This window comes from Microlunatus sp. M237 (genome assembly GCF_056896895.1).
Genome location: NZ_JBXHBL010000001.1, coordinates 368,432 through 383,158 on the forward strand (window position 1 = coordinate 368,432; position 14,727 = coordinate 383,158).

General features: G+C 71.2%; 16 protein-coding genes. 8 read left to right on the forward strand and 8 right to left on the reverse strand.

All coding sequences use genetic code 11. The annotated features are described in order from the left end of the window. Positions 1–27 precede the first annotated feature (27 nt). Entirely contained in the window at positions 28–429 is a 402-nt protein-coding gene (locus tag AC1XX3_RS01755) for an MmcQ/YjbR family DNA-binding protein (RefSeq protein ID WP_483319349.1), read from the reverse strand. A gap of 192 nt (positions 430–621) precedes the next feature. Between AC1XX3_RS01755 and fahA the strand changes: the two genes are divergently transcribed. After that, positions 622–1,797: a fumarylacetoacetase gene (fahA, locus tag AC1XX3_RS01760; protein WP_483319350.1), complete on the forward strand. Its 1,176-nt coding sequence runs from the start codon at positions 622–624 to the stop codon at positions 1,795–1,797. Positions 1,798–1,818: 21 nt separating this feature from the next. Here the strand turns inward: fahA and AC1XX3_RS01765 are convergent, their stop codons facing one another. After that, positions 1,819–2,730 carry an RDD family protein gene (locus AC1XX3_RS01765; RefSeq protein WP_483319351.1) on the reverse strand — a complete coding sequence of 304 codons (912 nt, stop codon included), beginning with the start codon at positions 2,728–2,730 and terminating at the stop codon, positions 1,819–1,821. A 112-nt stretch (positions 2,731–2,842) separates the two neighbouring features. Then, entirely contained in the window at positions 2,843–4,057 is a 1,215-nt protein-coding gene (gene hppD, locus AC1XX3_RS01770; RefSeq protein WP_483319352.1) for a 4-hydroxyphenylpyruvate dioxygenase, read from the reverse strand. Positions 4,058–4,158: 101 nt separating this feature from the next. Between hppD and AC1XX3_RS01775 the strand changes: the two genes are divergently transcribed. Further along, positions 4,159–4,683: an Lrp/AsnC family transcriptional regulator gene (locus AC1XX3_RS01775; RefSeq protein ID WP_483319353.1), complete on the forward strand. Its 525-nt coding sequence runs from the start codon at positions 4,159–4,161 to the stop codon at positions 4,681–4,683. Between the two features lie 32 nt (positions 4,684–4,715). Next, a complete protein-coding gene (locus tag AC1XX3_RS01780; RefSeq protein ID WP_483319354.1) occupies positions 4,716–6,080 on the forward strand; it encodes a serine/threonine-protein kinase in 1,365 nt (454 codons plus the stop codon). Between the two features lie 33 nt (positions 6,081–6,113). Here the strand turns inward: AC1XX3_RS01780 and AC1XX3_RS01785 are convergent, their stop codons facing one another. Further along, complete coding sequence (locus AC1XX3_RS01785; protein WP_483319355.1) at positions 6,114–7,865, reverse strand: DEAD/DEAH box helicase; 1,752 nt, start codon at positions 7,863–7,865, stop codon at positions 6,114–6,116. A 94-nt stretch (positions 7,866–7,959) separates the two neighbouring features. After that, positions 7,960–9,378 carry an MFS transporter gene (locus AC1XX3_RS01790; protein WP_483319356.1) on the reverse strand — a complete coding sequence of 473 codons (1,419 nt, stop codon included), beginning with the start codon at positions 9,376–9,378 and terminating at the stop codon, positions 7,960–7,962. A 150-nt stretch (positions 9,379–9,528) separates the two neighbouring features. Between AC1XX3_RS01790 and AC1XX3_RS01795 the strand changes: the two genes are divergently transcribed. Continuing rightward, positions 9,529–9,798 carry a DUF3039 domain-containing protein gene (locus AC1XX3_RS01795; RefSeq protein WP_483319357.1) on the forward strand — a complete coding sequence of 90 codons (270 nt, stop codon included), beginning with the start codon at positions 9,529–9,531 and terminating at the stop codon, positions 9,796–9,798. A gap of 40 nt (positions 9,799–9,838) precedes the next feature. Here the strand turns inward: AC1XX3_RS01795 and AC1XX3_RS01800 are convergent, their stop codons facing one another. After that, on the reverse strand, positions 9,839–10,843 hold the full coding sequence (locus AC1XX3_RS01800) for a stage II sporulation protein M (protein WP_483319358.1): 1,005 nt from the start codon (positions 10,841–10,843) through the stop codon (positions 9,839–9,841). A 64-nt stretch (positions 10,844–10,907) separates the two neighbouring features. On the opposite strand from AC1XX3_RS01800, the gene AC1XX3_RS01805 reads away from it, so the two are divergent. The 4 genes from AC1XX3_RS01805 to AC1XX3_RS01820 all read left to right on the forward strand — a co-directional run bounded on the left by AC1XX3_RS01805 (position 10,908) and on the right by AC1XX3_RS01820 (position 13,460). Further along, complete coding sequence (locus AC1XX3_RS01805; protein ID WP_483319359.1) at positions 10,908–11,699, forward strand: RDD family protein; 792 nt, start codon at positions 10,908–10,910, stop codon at positions 11,697–11,699. Between the two features lie 153 nt (positions 11,700–11,852). Then, entirely contained in the window at positions 11,853–12,410 is a 558-nt protein-coding gene (locus AC1XX3_RS01810) for a SixA phosphatase family protein (RefSeq protein ID WP_483319360.1), read from the forward strand. A gap of 241 nt (positions 12,411–12,651) precedes the next feature. Next, positions 12,652–12,957 carry a hypothetical protein gene (locus tag AC1XX3_RS01815; protein WP_483319361.1) on the forward strand — a complete coding sequence of 102 codons (306 nt, stop codon included), beginning with the start codon at positions 12,652–12,654 and terminating at the stop codon, positions 12,955–12,957. Positions 12,958–12,995: 38 nt separating this feature from the next. Continuing rightward, positions 12,996–13,460, forward strand: coding sequence for a protein-tyrosine phosphatase family protein (locus tag AC1XX3_RS01820; protein WP_483319362.1), 465 nt, complete (start codon positions 12,996–12,998; stop codon positions 13,458–13,460). Here the strand turns inward: AC1XX3_RS01820 and AC1XX3_RS01825 are convergent. After that, entirely contained in the window at positions 13,451–13,726 is a 276-nt protein-coding gene (locus AC1XX3_RS01825) for a hypothetical protein (RefSeq protein ID WP_483319363.1), read from the reverse strand. The genes AC1XX3_RS01820 and AC1XX3_RS01825 overlap by 10 nt on opposite strands. A 76-nt stretch (positions 13,727–13,802) precedes the next feature. Then, entirely contained in the window at positions 13,803–14,723 is a 921-nt protein-coding gene (locus tag AC1XX3_RS01830; RefSeq protein ID WP_483319364.1) for a transglutaminase family protein, read from the reverse strand. Positions 14,724–14,727: the final 4 nt, after the last annotated feature.

Genomic DNA, 14,727 nt, shown 5'->3' on the forward strand with positions numbered 1-14,727 from the left:
TCCCACATTAACCCCGGGCTCCCTGGTTCAGGCCGGCTCCGACGCGTCGCGCCCGGTCCACCGGGCGAGCACCGTGGGCGGAGCCACCGTGGTGAACGCGTCGACTACGATGGCCCGCAGCTCGGCCTCGTCCAGCCCCGGCAGCAGCACGCCCAGCCAACCGCGGTGACCGACGTACGGCGGGACGAAGAACCGATCCGGCTCGGTGTCGACCAGATCGCCTTGCGCCCCGTCGGGAGCCGCGCACCACAGGGCCAGTCGGCCGTCACCGTGGTGGTCGTCGAGGAACATCACGAAGCACTTCTTGTCCCGCACGAAGAACGCCGGACCGCCGTGGGACGGCCGCTCCGACACCTCCGGAAGTCCGCTCACCGCCCGCCGCACAGCCTGCAGCGATCGCGCCACCTCGACCGGATCGAACCTGCTCATGCTCGATTCTGACGCTGGGCCGCGGCGATGGCCAGAGCCGTGGGGAAAAAGCGAGGACGACGACCGCTAGCCTGCCCAGATGAGGCTCTTCGACGACCTCCGGGTCAAGCAGGTCCGCCGCCGGCTCTGCCGGGTCGGCTGCCCGAGCCCGCGTCCGGTGCCGGCGGGACTCGCGGCGATCCCGGGCTCGCGATGAGCTGGATCGAGGTGACCCCGGATGCACCGTTCGGCACCGCGGAGCTGCCGTACGGCGTGCTGGTCGTCGACGGCGTCGCCCGGGTGGCGGTCGCCGTCGGCGGCTGGGTGCTCGACCTGGCGGCACTGGCCCGCGCCGACGGTCGCGACCCCGCCCTGTTCGACCAGTCGAGCCTGAACCCGTTCCTGGCCGCGGGGCCCGCGGTCTGGCGCCGGACCCGGGACTGGGTCCGGGCCGCGGTGGTGGACCCGGCACGGCGACCGGTGGTCCAGCCGCTGCTGCGCCCGGCGTCGTCGGCCGCCATGGGGCTGCCGATCGAGGTGGCCGACTTCGTCGACTTCTACGCCAATGAAGACCACGCCGCCACCGTCGGGGCGATCTTTCGTCCCGACGGAGACCCGCTCCCCCCCAACTGGAAGCACCTCCCGATCGGCTATCACGGCCGGGCCAGCAGCGTCATGGTGTCGGGCACCGACATCCGCCGACCGTCGGGACAGCACCGGCCCGCCGGCGCGGCGGCACCCGTGTTCGGTCCGTCCGCCAAGCTGGACCTGGAGGCGGAGCTGGGCTGGGTGGTCGGTGTCGGTGCACCCGAGGGCCGGGTCGCGGTCGCCGACTTCGCCGAGCACGTCTTCGGGGTGGTGCTGCTCAACGACTGGTCGGCCCGCGACATCCAGGCCTGGGAGTACGTCCCGCTGGGACCCTTCCTGGGCAAGAGCTTCGCGACCTCCATCTCGGCCTGGGTGCTGCCGCTGGCGGCGCTCGACGAGGCACGGATACCGCTGGCGCCGCAGCAACCGCCGCTGCTGCCCTACCTGCAGGGACCGGGGACCGGCTACGCCGTGACAGTGGAGGTGTGGCTGGACGACCAGCTGCTCAGCCGCTGCCCGTATGAGCGGATGTACTACTCGCCGGCCCAGCTGCTGGCCCACCTCAGCGCCAACGGCGCGGCGGTACGTACCGGTGACCTGCTCGGCAGCGGGACGGTGTCCGGCCCCGGACAGGACCAGCGCGGCAGTCTGCTGGAGCTGACCTGGGACGGCCGCGACCCGATCACTGTCGGCGGGCGCACCCGGACGTACCTGGAGGACCAGGATGTGGTGACGCTGCGGGCCAGCACCGCGACCGGACTGCGCCTGGGCGAGGTGACCGGCCGGATCGTCGCAGGCTGACCGCTTCGCCGCGGGGCGGGCTCAGCGGACCTTGACCACCTGGGTCTTCGCGGCCAGGTCGTGGATGGCCTGGCGTTTGGGCTGCCACAACGGGAACAGCGCGTCCAGCAGCTGGAACAGGACGAGCACACTGTTGAGCCCCGGCAGCACCCAGATGGTGGACCGAACCAACGCGGTCGACCAGCTCAGTCGCTCGGTGCTGCGGCCGTGGTCGACCGGAACCACCCGCAGTCCGCAGAGCAGCTTGCCGGGGGTCGCGCCCTTCAGTCGCAGGAACACCACGTGGTAGATCAACCCGACGACCACCGTGATCACGGCCACCAGCAGCTGGTCGCGCAACGGGAAGGCGGTGTTCGGGTCGAGCTCGGGCGGCAGCGGCGAGCCGGAGTTGGTGGCGTCGACGACGTCACGGACGTAGGCGATCATCGTGGCCAGGACCCGGCGATAGATGCCGATGGCCGGGATCACGGCCAGCACCGAGATGATCAGCGTGTCGACCACGGACGCGAGCACCCGCCACCACCACCCGGACAGGGGCACGCCGTCGGCGGTGGTGACCAGACCGGCCTGGCCGTACGCGCCCGGCGAGGGCTGCTGGCCTGGATAGGGCTGCTGGGGATAGGGCTGCTGGCCGGGGTACGGCTGCTGGCCGGGATAAGGCTGCGAGCCGGCGGGGTGCGAGCCCGGTGCGGCCTGGCCGGCCGGTCCGGAGCCGTACGAACCCTGCCCCTGCGGACCCGGCGCCGGGTACGGGGTGCTCCAGCCCTGGCTGCTCGGCGGCACGGCTCCCTCGCGCTCGCGGGTGTTGCGGGACCACTGCCAGCCGTCCCAGTAGCGCTCCCGCGACTGGTCAACGGGGTCGGGGTACCAGCCGCCCGGTGCTGCATGTCGACCGGGCGGGACCGGCGGCGAACCCACGGGAATGTCACTCACGGCGCCCACCTTAATGCCGACAGCGCGATTTCCCTCTGCCAGCGACGGGCGCCGCCGGTTCCACCTGGGAACGTTGCGGCTGCCTTCCGTGCTGCGGCGCGCGGTGGACCGCTCACAGGTTGCCGCGCCGCTCCTGCTCCCGCTCGATGGCCTGGAACAGGGCCTGGAAGTTGCCCTTGCCGAAGCCCAGCGACCCGTGCCGCTCGATCAGCTCGAAGAAGACGGTGGGCCGGTCGCCGAGGGGGCGGGTGAAGATCTGCAGCAGATAGCCGTCCTCGTCCCGGTCGACCAGGATGCCTCGTCGGCGCAGCTCCTCGATCGGCACCCGCACCTGCCCGATCCGGGCCCGCAGCTGCGGGTCGTCGTAGTAGGAGTCGGGGGTGTCGAGGAACTCCACGCCGACCTCACGCATCCGGTCGACGGCCGTCACGATGTCGTTGGTCGCCAACGCGAGGTGCTGGACGCCGGGGCCGTCGTAGAACTCGAGGAACTCGTCGATCTGGCTCTTCTTCTTCGCCACCGCCGGCTCGTTCAGCGGGAACTTCACCCGATGGTTGCCGTTCGCCACCACCTTGCTCATCAGTGCCGAATAGTCGGTGGCGATGTCGTCGCCGATGAACTCGGCCATATTGGTGAAGCCCATCACCCGGTGGTAGAAGTCCACCCAGGCGTCCATCCGGCCGAGCTCGACGTTGCCGACCACGTGGTCGAGGGCCTGGAACAGCCGCGCCGGGGCGCCGTCGCTTCGGACGTAGCTCGACGACCGCGGCACGAAGCCGGGCAGGTAGACCCCGGTGTAGCCGGACCGATCGACCAGTGTGTGCCGCGTGTCGCCGTAGGCGGCGATCGTGGCCGTCCGGACGGTGCCGTGCTCGTCGCGAAGGTCGTGCGGCTCCACCAGGACCCGCGCTCCCTGCGCCCGGGCGTGGGCGATGCAGCGGTCGACGTCGGGCACCGCGAGGCTGACGTCGAGGACCCCGTCGCCGTGCCGCCGGTGGTGCTCGAGCACCCCACTGTCCACGCTGACGCCGCCGACCAGGACGAACCGGCAGGCGCCGCTGGTCAAGACGTACGCCTTGGAGTCACGCCGGCCGGTCTCGGGGCCGGCATAGCCGACCAGGGTCATCCCGAACGCGGCCTGGTAGAACTGGGCGGCTTGGGTGGCGTTGCCGACCACCCAGGTGACCGCGTCCCAACCGGTCACCGGGAACGGGTCGGAGGAGGCGTCGTATTCGACCAGACCGATCAGCTGGTGCAGCTGGTCGGCGTCCAGGTGGGCGAGCTTCTCATCCGACGTCAGCACGGTCTGGGTCAGTACATCGGTCATGACGTCACTGTGGGCGGGGTCGACACGGTGCGCAAGAGCTGCGGTTTTCGCTGTACATTCTGATCAACTCGGCCCGACCTCTCAGGTCAGAAAAGGGCATCATGACTACAGCAGACGCACCGGTGGACGCGTTGGACCGCCGCATCCTCGGGCTGTTCGCCGCCGAGCCACAGATCGGGGTGCTCGAAGCCAGCCGACGGCTCGGGGTGGCCCGTGGGACCGTCCAGGCGCGACTGGACCGGCTGGAGCGGACCGGGGTGCTGACCGGCTGGGCACCGACGATCTCCCCCACCGCATTGGGCTATGTGGTGACGGCCTTCGTGACCCTGGAGATCGTCCAGCACTCCGGCCGCGGGCCGGTCAACGAGCAGCTGAGTGCCATCCCGGAGGTGCTGGAGTGCTGGACCATCACCGGCAGCGGCGATCTGTGGTGCCGGATCGTGGCCAGGTCCAACGCCGACCTGCAGCGGGTCATCGACCAGATGGTGAGCCATCCCCAGGTGGTGCGGGCGGGCACCCTGATCGGGCTGGCCGAGCAGGTGCCCTACCGCACGGCTCCCCTGGTGCAGTCGTCACCGCCGGCGCTGGCACCGGCGCCACCGGCGATCGGACCAGCCGGGTCCTAGCACCTGGCCCCGGATAGGCCACAATGTCGGCAATGGACAAGATCGGTCGCTACCGTCTCGACCGGCGCCTCGGTGCCGGGTCGTTCGCGACCGTCTGGCTCGGTCATGACGACGACCTCGACGTCCCGGTCGCGGTGAAGGTGCTGGCTGACAACTGGGCCGCCAACGCCGACGTCCGCAACCGGTTCCTGTCCGAGGCCCGGATCATGCGGCGGATCCGTGACCGTCGCCTGGTGCAGGTGTATGACATCGGCACCCTTGACGACGGCCGGCCCTATTTCGTCATGGACTATATCGACGGCGGCTCGATGGATGACCTGCGCAAGCAGCTGATCGAGCCGGAGCGCGCCCTGCGGCTCTGCGCCGAGGCCTGCCGCGCGCTGCAGGTGCTGCATGAGGCCGACATCATCCACCGCGACGTCACCCCGGGGAACCTGCTGCTGGCCCGCAAGGAATCCGGCGAGACCCAGGTGCTGGTGGCCGACCTCGGGGTGGCCAAATCGATGGTCGATGTCGCCGGCGCCACCATGACCGCGGGTACGCCGTCCTACATGGCCCCCGAGCAGGCCAGCGGGGTCGGGGTGCTGGACCACCGGGCCGACATCTACTCCCTGACTGCGCTGACCTACGCGATGCTGACCGCCAAGCCGCCGTTCCCCGTCCGGAGTCTGACCGACATCCTGCACCGTCGTCCGGACCTGGAACCCGAGCCGATCGCGGCTCTGATCGGGGCGCCACCGATCCTCGACGCGCTGATGGTCTCCGGTCTGGCCGCCGACCCCAACCGGCGTCCGCCCACCGCGGCGATCCTGGCTCAGGCCCTGGACGGCATCGCCGACCAGATCCACAGTGCCCAAGCCTCGGTCAGCCCGGTCCCGGCGGCCACCGTGCTGCGGGCTGCGCCACCGACCGCTACGTCGCCGCGGTCGCAACCCTCCTCAGCCACCCCCAGCAGCCTGATCAGCCACCCGCAGCAGCCCTCCGCCCCGGCCCGGCCCGGCGGCCATCAGGGCCCAGCGCGGTCACCCCAGACCAACCCATCAGCCCAGACCAACCCATCCCCCCAGACCAACCCATCAGCGCAGACCTACCCACCCGCGCAGCCCTTCCCACCGCAGCCGCCGCCGTACGCCCCGTCCGGTCCGGCCGACTACCCGAGCTCGTGGCCGTCGGCTCCGAGCAGTGCCGCCGATCCCGGTCGGGCCGACCAGGCGTACCGGCCGGTGCACCAGCCGAGCGCACCCGAGCTGTCCGGCTACGGCCGCGCCCCCGCCGCGCCCCAGGCCGGCGAGGACGAGCACCACCCCCGGCCGGTGTCGTTCTTCGTCCTGATCGGCCTCGGCGCGCTGGCGGTGTTCGCCATCACCTTGTTCCTCACCGTCGTCGCCCTGAGCTGAGACCCGGCAGCGAGACGTCGCCACGTCACCGGCTCAGCTGCGACCGCTGATCGCCCACTGCCGGATCCGGTCGATCCGCTCCTGCAGCTCCTCAGCGGTGGCCACCGCCGACGGCGGCCCGCCACAGGCCTTCCGCAGCTCGGCGTGGATCACCCCGTGCGGGGTGTCGGTGCGGTGGTGCCACGCGCCGACCAGCCCGTTGAGCTCCTTGCGCAGCTCTCGCAGCTGCTCGTGGGTGCTGCGGGCGGCACTCTCCTCGCGCGGTCCACGGGCCACCTGCTGGGCCTGATGGCGTCGCAGCAGGTCTTTGACCTGGTCGGGTTCCAGCAGCCCGGGGATGCCGAGATAGTCCATCTCGTCGGCGCTGCCGGACTGTGTGGTCAGCCCGAACTCGCCGCCGTCGAAGACCACCCGGTCGAAGTCGGCCTCGCTGCCCAGGGCGGCGAACTCGCCCTTCTCCTCGGCCTCGAGCCCCGTCTCGGTCTCGGTCCGCTCGGCCGCCGCCAGCAGGTCCGACTCCTCCACCTGGCCCGGCGGGCGCAACGCGTGGTCCCGCTCCAGCTCCATCTCCGAGGCGTACTGCAGCAGGCTGCCGACGCTGGGGACGAACACCGAGGCGGTCTCACCCTTCGACCGGGCACGGACGAACCGGCCGACGGCTTGGGCGAAGAACAGCGGCGTGGAGATGGAGGTGGCGTACACCCCGACGGCCAGCCGGGGCACGTCGACGCCCTCGGAGACCATCCGCACGGCCACCATCCAGCGGTCGGTGCCCTCGGAGAACGCGGTGATCTTCTTGCTCGAGCCCGGCTCGTCGCTCAGCACCACGGTGGGCTTGGTGCCGGTGATCGCGCGCAGCGTCTCCGCGTACGCCCGGGCGGCCGTCTGGTCGGTCGCGATGACCAGCCCTCCGGCGTCGGGGACGTGGCTGCGCACCTCGCTCAGCCGGGTGTCGGCGGCCTTGAGGACTGAGGGGATCCAGGAGCCGTTCGGGTCCAGCGCCGTCCGCAGCGCCTGACTGGCCAGGTCCTTGGTCAGCGGCTGACCGAGCCGGGCCGAGACCTCGTCACCGGCGCTGGTCCGCCAGTGCATGTCACCGGAGTACGCCATGAACAGCACCGGACGGACGATGCCGTCGGCCAGCGCCTCGCCGTAGCCGTAGGCGTAGTCGGCCTTGGACCGCAGCGCCCCGCTGCCGTCCGGCTCATAGCGGACGAACGGGATCGGGTTGGAGTCGGAACGGAACGGGGTGCCGGTGAGCATCAGGCGGAACTTCGCCGGCTCGAACGCCTCCCGTACGCCCTCACCCCAGCTCAGCGCGTCGCCGGCGTGGTGCACCTCGTCCAGGATCACCAGGGTCTTGAAGCCCTCGGTCCGGATCCGCAGGGCCAGCGGGTTCATGCCCACGCCGGCGTAGGTCAGTGCGATCCCGACGAAGTCGCGGCTGGTCTTGCCCTGCTTGGTGCCGAAGGCGGGGTCGATCGGGATGTTGATCTTGTGGGCCGCCTCGGCCCACTGGGTCTTCAGATGCTCGGTCGGCGCCACGATGATGATCCGGTCGATCTGGCGACGGGCGAGCAGATTGGCCGCCAAGGTCAGCGCGAACGAGGTCTTGCCGGCCCCCGGGGTCGCTACCGCGAGGAAGTCCCGGGGCAGGGTGGCGAAGTACTGCTCCAACGCCGCTGCCTGCCACGCCCGCAGCTGCTTCGCCGTCCCCCAGGCCGCCCGGTCCGGGAAGGCCGGCGGCAGTCCGGTGGTGGAGATCTCGGGGTGCGGGACAGTCACTGGCCCGAGTTTAGACGAGGTCCCCGGGCCTGCTCGACCGCCGCTCCGGGCGCTGCGGACCACCGCCCGCGGTGGTCTGACGGGGACGCCGCGGTCAGCGGACGGCGCCCACCCGCAGCGATGCCGCGAAGGAGAGCAGCGCGATACCGGCCATCACCACCATCACCGTGGCGAAGGTCAGCGGCAGGTCCCCACCCGGGTGCAGCGCGGCGAAGATCGACCCGGAGACGCCGACGAAGATGCCTGAGCCGAGCGCATCGCCGAGGTTCAACGACGACGCGTTCCGGCCCTGCTCGGCGGTGGGCGAGAGGTTCATCACGACCAGGGAGGTGCTGGCGGTGGCCATCCCCATCCCGAAACCGGCGAACACCCAGCCGATCGCGACCAGCCCGATCCACAGCTGCGGCTGCGCTGCGGCGACGGCGATCACGGCGATCCCGAGGGTGACGAAGAGGGACCCGTAGGTGACGAACCGGTCCCGGCGGACCTTGAGCCAGGTCCGCGACTGCAGGAACGAGCCGGTGGTCCAGCCGATAGCGCCGAAGGTCAGCACGGCGCCGGCCAGCACCAGGTCCAGGTCGCGCTGCTCGACCAGCATCAGCGGGATGAAGGCCTCGGCACCGAAGAACGCCCCCGGCAGCAGCGCGCGGACCAGCACGACGGCCGACAGGCCGCGCCGCAGCCGCAGGAAGCCGTCCGGCATCAGCTTCGGCAGCCCGACCAGCAGGGCCGCCACCCCGGCCACCGCCAACCCGATGGCGAGCCGGTCCAGCCGCTGACCGGCGAGCTGGATGCCGGCGGCGGCGACGGCCACCAGGCCCGCCGCCCACAGCGAGGCGGGGCGGCTCGCCGACGGCGGGATGGGCTCGTGGGTCCGCATCATGGTCCGCAGGGTCGGCAGCACCATGACCGTACTGAGGGCGACCAGCGGAAGCACGGCGAAGAAGACCCAGTGCCAGCTCAGCTGCGAGGTCAGCCAGGCCGAGATCGGCGGGCCGACGAAGGCGGGCAGCACCCAGGCGGTCGAGATGTAGGTGAACATCCGCGGTCGCTGCGCGACGTCGAAGACCCGCGCGATGCAGACGAAGACGGCGACGTTCATCAGCCCGCTGCCCATCCCCTGCACCAGGCGGCCGGCAAGCAGCTGGGCCATGGTCTGGGCCAAGCCGGCCACGACCAGGCCGACCGCGAAGATCGCGATGCCGACCAGCAGCGGCTTCGCCGGCCCGATCCGGTCGGCCAGGCGACCACCGACCACGGTGGCGAACAGCATCCCGATCACGAACAGCGAGAACGACCAGGCATACCAGGTGAGGCCGTTGAGCTCACGGGCGGCGACCGGCATCGCCGTGGCCACGGCGATCGACTCGAAGGCGATGGCCACCACCGTCAGGCACAGCCCGAACGCCAGCGTCCGCCGCGAGACGGTGCGGCCGCGCTGGTCGGGGTCGGGAGTGGTCTGGCCGGGAATGCTCTGGCCGGGACTGCTCAGCTCGGCGTCGGGGGTGCTCACCGGGTCAGTCCACCACCTTCCCAGCAATTGATGTCAACCGGTTAGCCTTTCGCCCCGAACGAGCTCCCGACTCGCCCGGTCGGTCTGCGGTGCACCGCAGACCCGCGGCGCTAGCTCGATCATGCTCCGGTGGCGTCTAGACTGACCGGCGTGAGCCAGCAGCAACTGAGTCCCGGCGCCGAGACGATCGTCGACGAGCGCACCGACTACCGCCTCGACGAGGGCGATCACGAGCGGTTCTCGCACTACGTGCCCAAGGAGAAGCTGACCGAGGCGATGGTGATGGGCACCCCGGTGGTTGCCCTCTGCGGCAAGGTCTGGGTGCCGAGCCGGGACCCGCAACGCTTCCCGGTCTGCCCGGAGTGCAAGGAGATCTGGGACGGTCTGAAGGACACCGGCGGCGAGGACGGCGACTCCTAGGAGCTGGGTCGCCGCCCCGGCGCGGGCCGGCACCGCAGCCTCAGCGCGCCGCCTCGGTCGGTACCCCGGCCTCCAGCTCGGGAGCGTCCAGGTCGCCGGTCTCGCCCGCCAGGGCGGCCCGGCGGCCGAGGGTGAAGACGTAGACCAGGAAGCCCAGCCAAGCCAGGGCCCCGATGCTCAGCCGGGCCCAGGCCGGCAGCTGGGACGGCGTGACGAATCCCTCCAGCAGCCCCGAGACCAGCAGCCAGACGGCGAGCCCGAGGGCGATGGCCCCCGCTGCCCTGCCCTCGGTGGCCAGCGCCTGACCACGGGTCCGTAGCCCCGGGTCGACCCAGCTCCAGCCCAGCCGCAGGCCAGCCCCGGCCGCGACGAAGACCACGGTGAGCTCCAGCAGGCCGTGCGGCAGCAGCAGGCCGTAGAAGACGTCGGCCCGGCCGGCGCCGATCATGAACCCGGCCGTGACGCCGAGGTTGGAGATGTTGGCCCACAAGACGATCAGCACCGGCAGGATGGCGATCCCCAGGATCAGACAGATCGCGGCCACCCGGGCGTTGTTCAGCCACACCTGGAGGGCGAAGTGGCTCGCCGGGTTGTCGGAGTAATAGGCGGCGAAGTCGTGCTCGACCAGCTGCTTGACCGACTCGTCGTCCAGCAGCGACTCCCCCAGGCCCGGCGTGTTGATCACCCGCCAGGCGACCAGCACCGTCACCGCGACGTTGATCAGGGCGACGCCGATCCACCACCACCGGGCCCGGTAGACGGCTGCCGGGAAGCCGGCCGCGAAGAACCGTCCGACCGTACGCCACAGCGGGACGCTGACTCCGGTCACCACGCTCCGCGAGGCCGCCACCAGGGCCGACAGCCGTGCCTCCAGCACCGGGTCGCTGGCGCTGCTCCGGACGACCGAGAGGTGGGTCGACACCCGCTGATAGAGATCGACCAGCTCGTCCGCCTCGGCTCCACTCAGCCGCCCGCGCCGGGTGGTCAGCTCGGTCAGCCGGTCCCATTGGGGGCTGTGCTCGAGAAGATAGGAGTCGAGGTCCACGGGGCCCACCCTAGAGGTGCGCGGGTCGCCGGTGGTGGTGCCGGCCACGGCTAGGGTGTGGAGCGTGAACCAGCTGGTGACCGGCGACGCGGTGCTGCTCGACCTGCGGCCTGCCCGGGTACCGACCCGGATGCTGGCCACCATGATCGACGTCGCCGTCATCGCCGCGCTGAGCTATCTCTACTCCTCCGTGCTGGACCTGTTCGTCGGCGCATCCGCCGCGGCCCAGACGGCAGCCGGCATCGCCGGCGTCCTGCTGCTCCTCTACGGCTACCCGGTCGCGAGCGAGACGATCACCCGCGGTCGCACTCTCGGCGCCTGGGCACTCGGGCTGCGGGTCGTCCGCGACGACGGCGGCGCGATCCGGTTCCGGCACGCACTGCTGCGCGGGCTCGCGTTCTGGACCATCGACTTCGCGCCCTGGACCGGGTTCTGCGGCGGACTGGTCTGCTCTGCGCTGCACCCGCAGTCGAAGCGGCTCGGCGATCTGATGGCCGGCACCATCGTGGTCCGTGTCCGCGCGCCCCGGCCCGCACCCGCCATTCCCGACCTGCCGCCCGAGCTCGAGGAGTGGGCCGGCCAGCTCGAGGTGAGCAGGCTGAGCGACGAGCTGGTCACCGCCGCTCGGCAGCTGGTCCAGCGTTACGACGCGCTGCTCGCCCCGCCGCAGCAACAGCTGGCCCGCGACCTGGCTCGTCAGGTCGCCGCCCGGACCGCGCCGCAGCCGCCGATCCCGATGGAGGCCCGGGACTATCTGGCCGCGGTGATCGCCGTTCGCCGCCGGCGCGAGACCGACCGGATCGCCCGCCGGCAGTGGGTGCCGACCGCCGCGGAACTGCCCTCCGGCTGGCGGTGACGGCCGACGAGCAGCCGTCCATAGGCACGAACGGCCGACGAGCTGCCGTCCACAGGCACGAACGGCCGACGAGCTGCCGTCCATCGCCACGGCCGGCCGAGGAGCCGCCGGGTCGTAACCTGCTGATCACCTTGACCGCCTAGGTTGGCGCCCATGGCGACCACCCCCTCGAGCGACGCCCGCACCTTGTTGTTGCTCCGGCATGCCAAGTCCAGCTGGGGTCTCGAAGTGGCCGACCACGACCGGCCGTTGGCGAGTCGTGGCCGCCGGGACGCGGTCGCCGTCGGGAGTCTGATCGCGAGCCGGGAGCTGCAGGTGGACCTGGTCCTCTGCTCCTCCGCCTTGCGCGCCCGCCAGACCTGGCAGCGAGCCACGAAAGCCGGTGCGGTCGCCGGCGACCTGCGCGTGTCCGAGCAGATCTACGAAGCCTCGGCGGGCGAGCTCGCCGCGCTGCTGCGCGGCATTCCCGACTCGGTACGCACCGTGCTCCTGATCGGCCATGCCCCCGGAGTGCCCGAGCTGGTGGACTATCTCGCCGTGCCCACGATAAGCCGGAGCTGGTCCCGGTTGCAGGAGAAGTTCCCGACCAGCGGCCTGGCCACGCTCGAGCTCACCGGGCCGTGGTCCTCGCTGCGGCGTCGGCAGGCATCGCTGGCGCACTTCGACGTACCGCGCGGCGCGGGGACGAAGAAGCACTCGGCCCGCAGCTGAGTCGGCTCGATCGCTGCGTCACCACTCCACTCACCAGCGCCGGCCCTGGCGCGGTAGCGCCGAGATTCCGGCAAATGGCGCGGTAGCGCCGAGATTCCGGCAAATGGCGCGGTAGCGCCGAGATTCCGGCAATTGGCGCGGTGGCGCCGAGATTCCGGCAATTCGTCGCCGACCGCCCTGTCTCGCAGCGCGCGGCGGTACTGTCTGCGCAGGCGGTACCGCTCGCGAAAGGGGCCAGCTCGTGCCAACCAAGATCACCCTCATCATCGACAACCCCTCCGACGTCGGTGCCTTCGATGCCGGCTATCCGGAGCTGCTGGAACAGGCCACGACGCTGCCCGCTCTGGTGCGCTGCGAATCCGGCAAGGTCTGGCCGAAGGAGGACGGCACCCCCACGCCGGCGTACCGGACCCTTGACCTCTATTTCTCCGACTACGACGATGCGTCCGCGGCGGTGTCATCCGACCTCGGCGGGACCTTCTTCACCAACCTGGTCACGCTGACCGGCGGCGGATTCACCGGACTCTTCGTGGACCTGGCGAAGTAGCCGGCGACGCCGAGCAAGCACCCTGCACGGACCCGGAGATGGGCAGCTGTGCGGAATCGGTGGCCGGGGTGGTGGTGCTGCCCGACGGGCGTCGGGTCCGTGGTCGGGCGTTGCGCAGCGGACCACCCGGCGAGGGCGAGCTGCCCGAGTTCGGGATCTACCTCACGACTCGGCGCCACGTCGAACAACGCTGGGAGTCGCGCTGGATCTGCTGGCCCGACTTCCGTCTGCCGCGCTCAGCCACCGAGGCGACCGCCGCACTGCGCGACGCCTATGACCGCTCCTCGTCATTCCGCGTCGAGATCGCCTGCGACGGCGGGATCGGCCGTACCGGAACCGCCATCGCCATTCTGGCGCGGTACGCGGGGATACCGGCCGATGCTGCGGTGGGCTGGACGCGTACGCACTACCACCGTCGAGCCGTCGAGACCCCGTGGCAGCGTCGGTTCGTGGCCCGCACTCCGCTCCTCAGCCAACGGCCCTCGACTCCCCCTCAGCCGTAGCGGTGACTCTTCTCCGAGTGACCCGCAGCCCGGGTGCAGGCCCGGCCGTTCATGGACTTGTGCCCGCAACGCTCCCCCTCGGGTGCGGCAGCACTCGGCGCGGCCTTCTTGGCGGCGGCGCGAGCCGGCTTGGCCTTGGGTTCCGGCGCGGCCGCGGCCGATGACGGTTCGGCAGCAGCGGCTGCCTCGCGGCGAGTGGGGCCGCTGGCGCTGATCCGGGCGTACTTGGCTTCACGCATCGCCCGCTGGGCGTCGACCTTGCTCATCGTCGGCTCACGCAGGCAGCCTAGACGCCTTCCGCCCCGCCGCTCCACTTGGAGCGGGTGAATGCCGCGGTCCTGCTCAGCGCTGCCCGGCCGGCTCGTCGACCGGCGCCATGTCCACGCTGACCTTCATCGAGGAGGACTGGGCCTCGGTGAAGATCACCCCCTTCACCGGCGGCACGTCGGCGTAGTCGCGGCCGAAGGCGACGGTGGCGTGGGAGAAGTCGGTCGTACGGTCGTTGGTCGGGTCCAGATAGAGCCAGCCGTCGCCGGGGATCCACACCCCGACCCAGGCGTGGCTGGCATCGGCCCCGACCAGCCGCGGCTTGCCCGGCGGCGGACGGGTGGCCAGATAGCCGCTGACGTAGCGGCCGGCCAGGCCGAGCCCGCGCAGACCGGCGATCAGGAAGTGGGAGAAGTCCTGGCAGACCCCGGTCCGGGTCTGCAACAGATCGCCGACCCGGGTCGAGACGGTGGTCGAGCCGGACCGATAGGTGAAGTCGTCGTGGACCCGGTGCATCAGCTCGACGGCCGCGTCTCCGATGCTGCGCCCCGGTGCGAAGGAGGCGGCCGCGTACTCGGTGACGCCGTCGACCAGGTCCACCTTGGTCGAGGCGAAGGTGAAGTCCATCGCGCGCCAGGAGTCGGCCACCTCCGGGCGCGCCGACGGGCGGGCCGATTCCCACGGTTGGGCCAGGGCCTCCCTCCGGTGCTGCGGCGTTCCGACCTCGACCACGCTGGTTGCGGTCACCCGCAGCTCGGTGTGCGGCCGGACGACGTGGAAGTAGGACGTGGTGTTGTCGTAGAGGTCGGTATGCCGAAACAGGTCGGCCGGCTGAGGGTCGACGACGACCTCGTGCGCCAGACAGCTCTGCCAGTCCAGGTCCCGCGGACGCAGGTGGAACATCCCGTACGAGCCGGTGACGGGCGCGTCGTAGGTGTAGGTGGTGCTGTGGCGGATCCGGTAGGTCCGGCGGTCGTCCGAAGCGGTGGCACTCATCTGC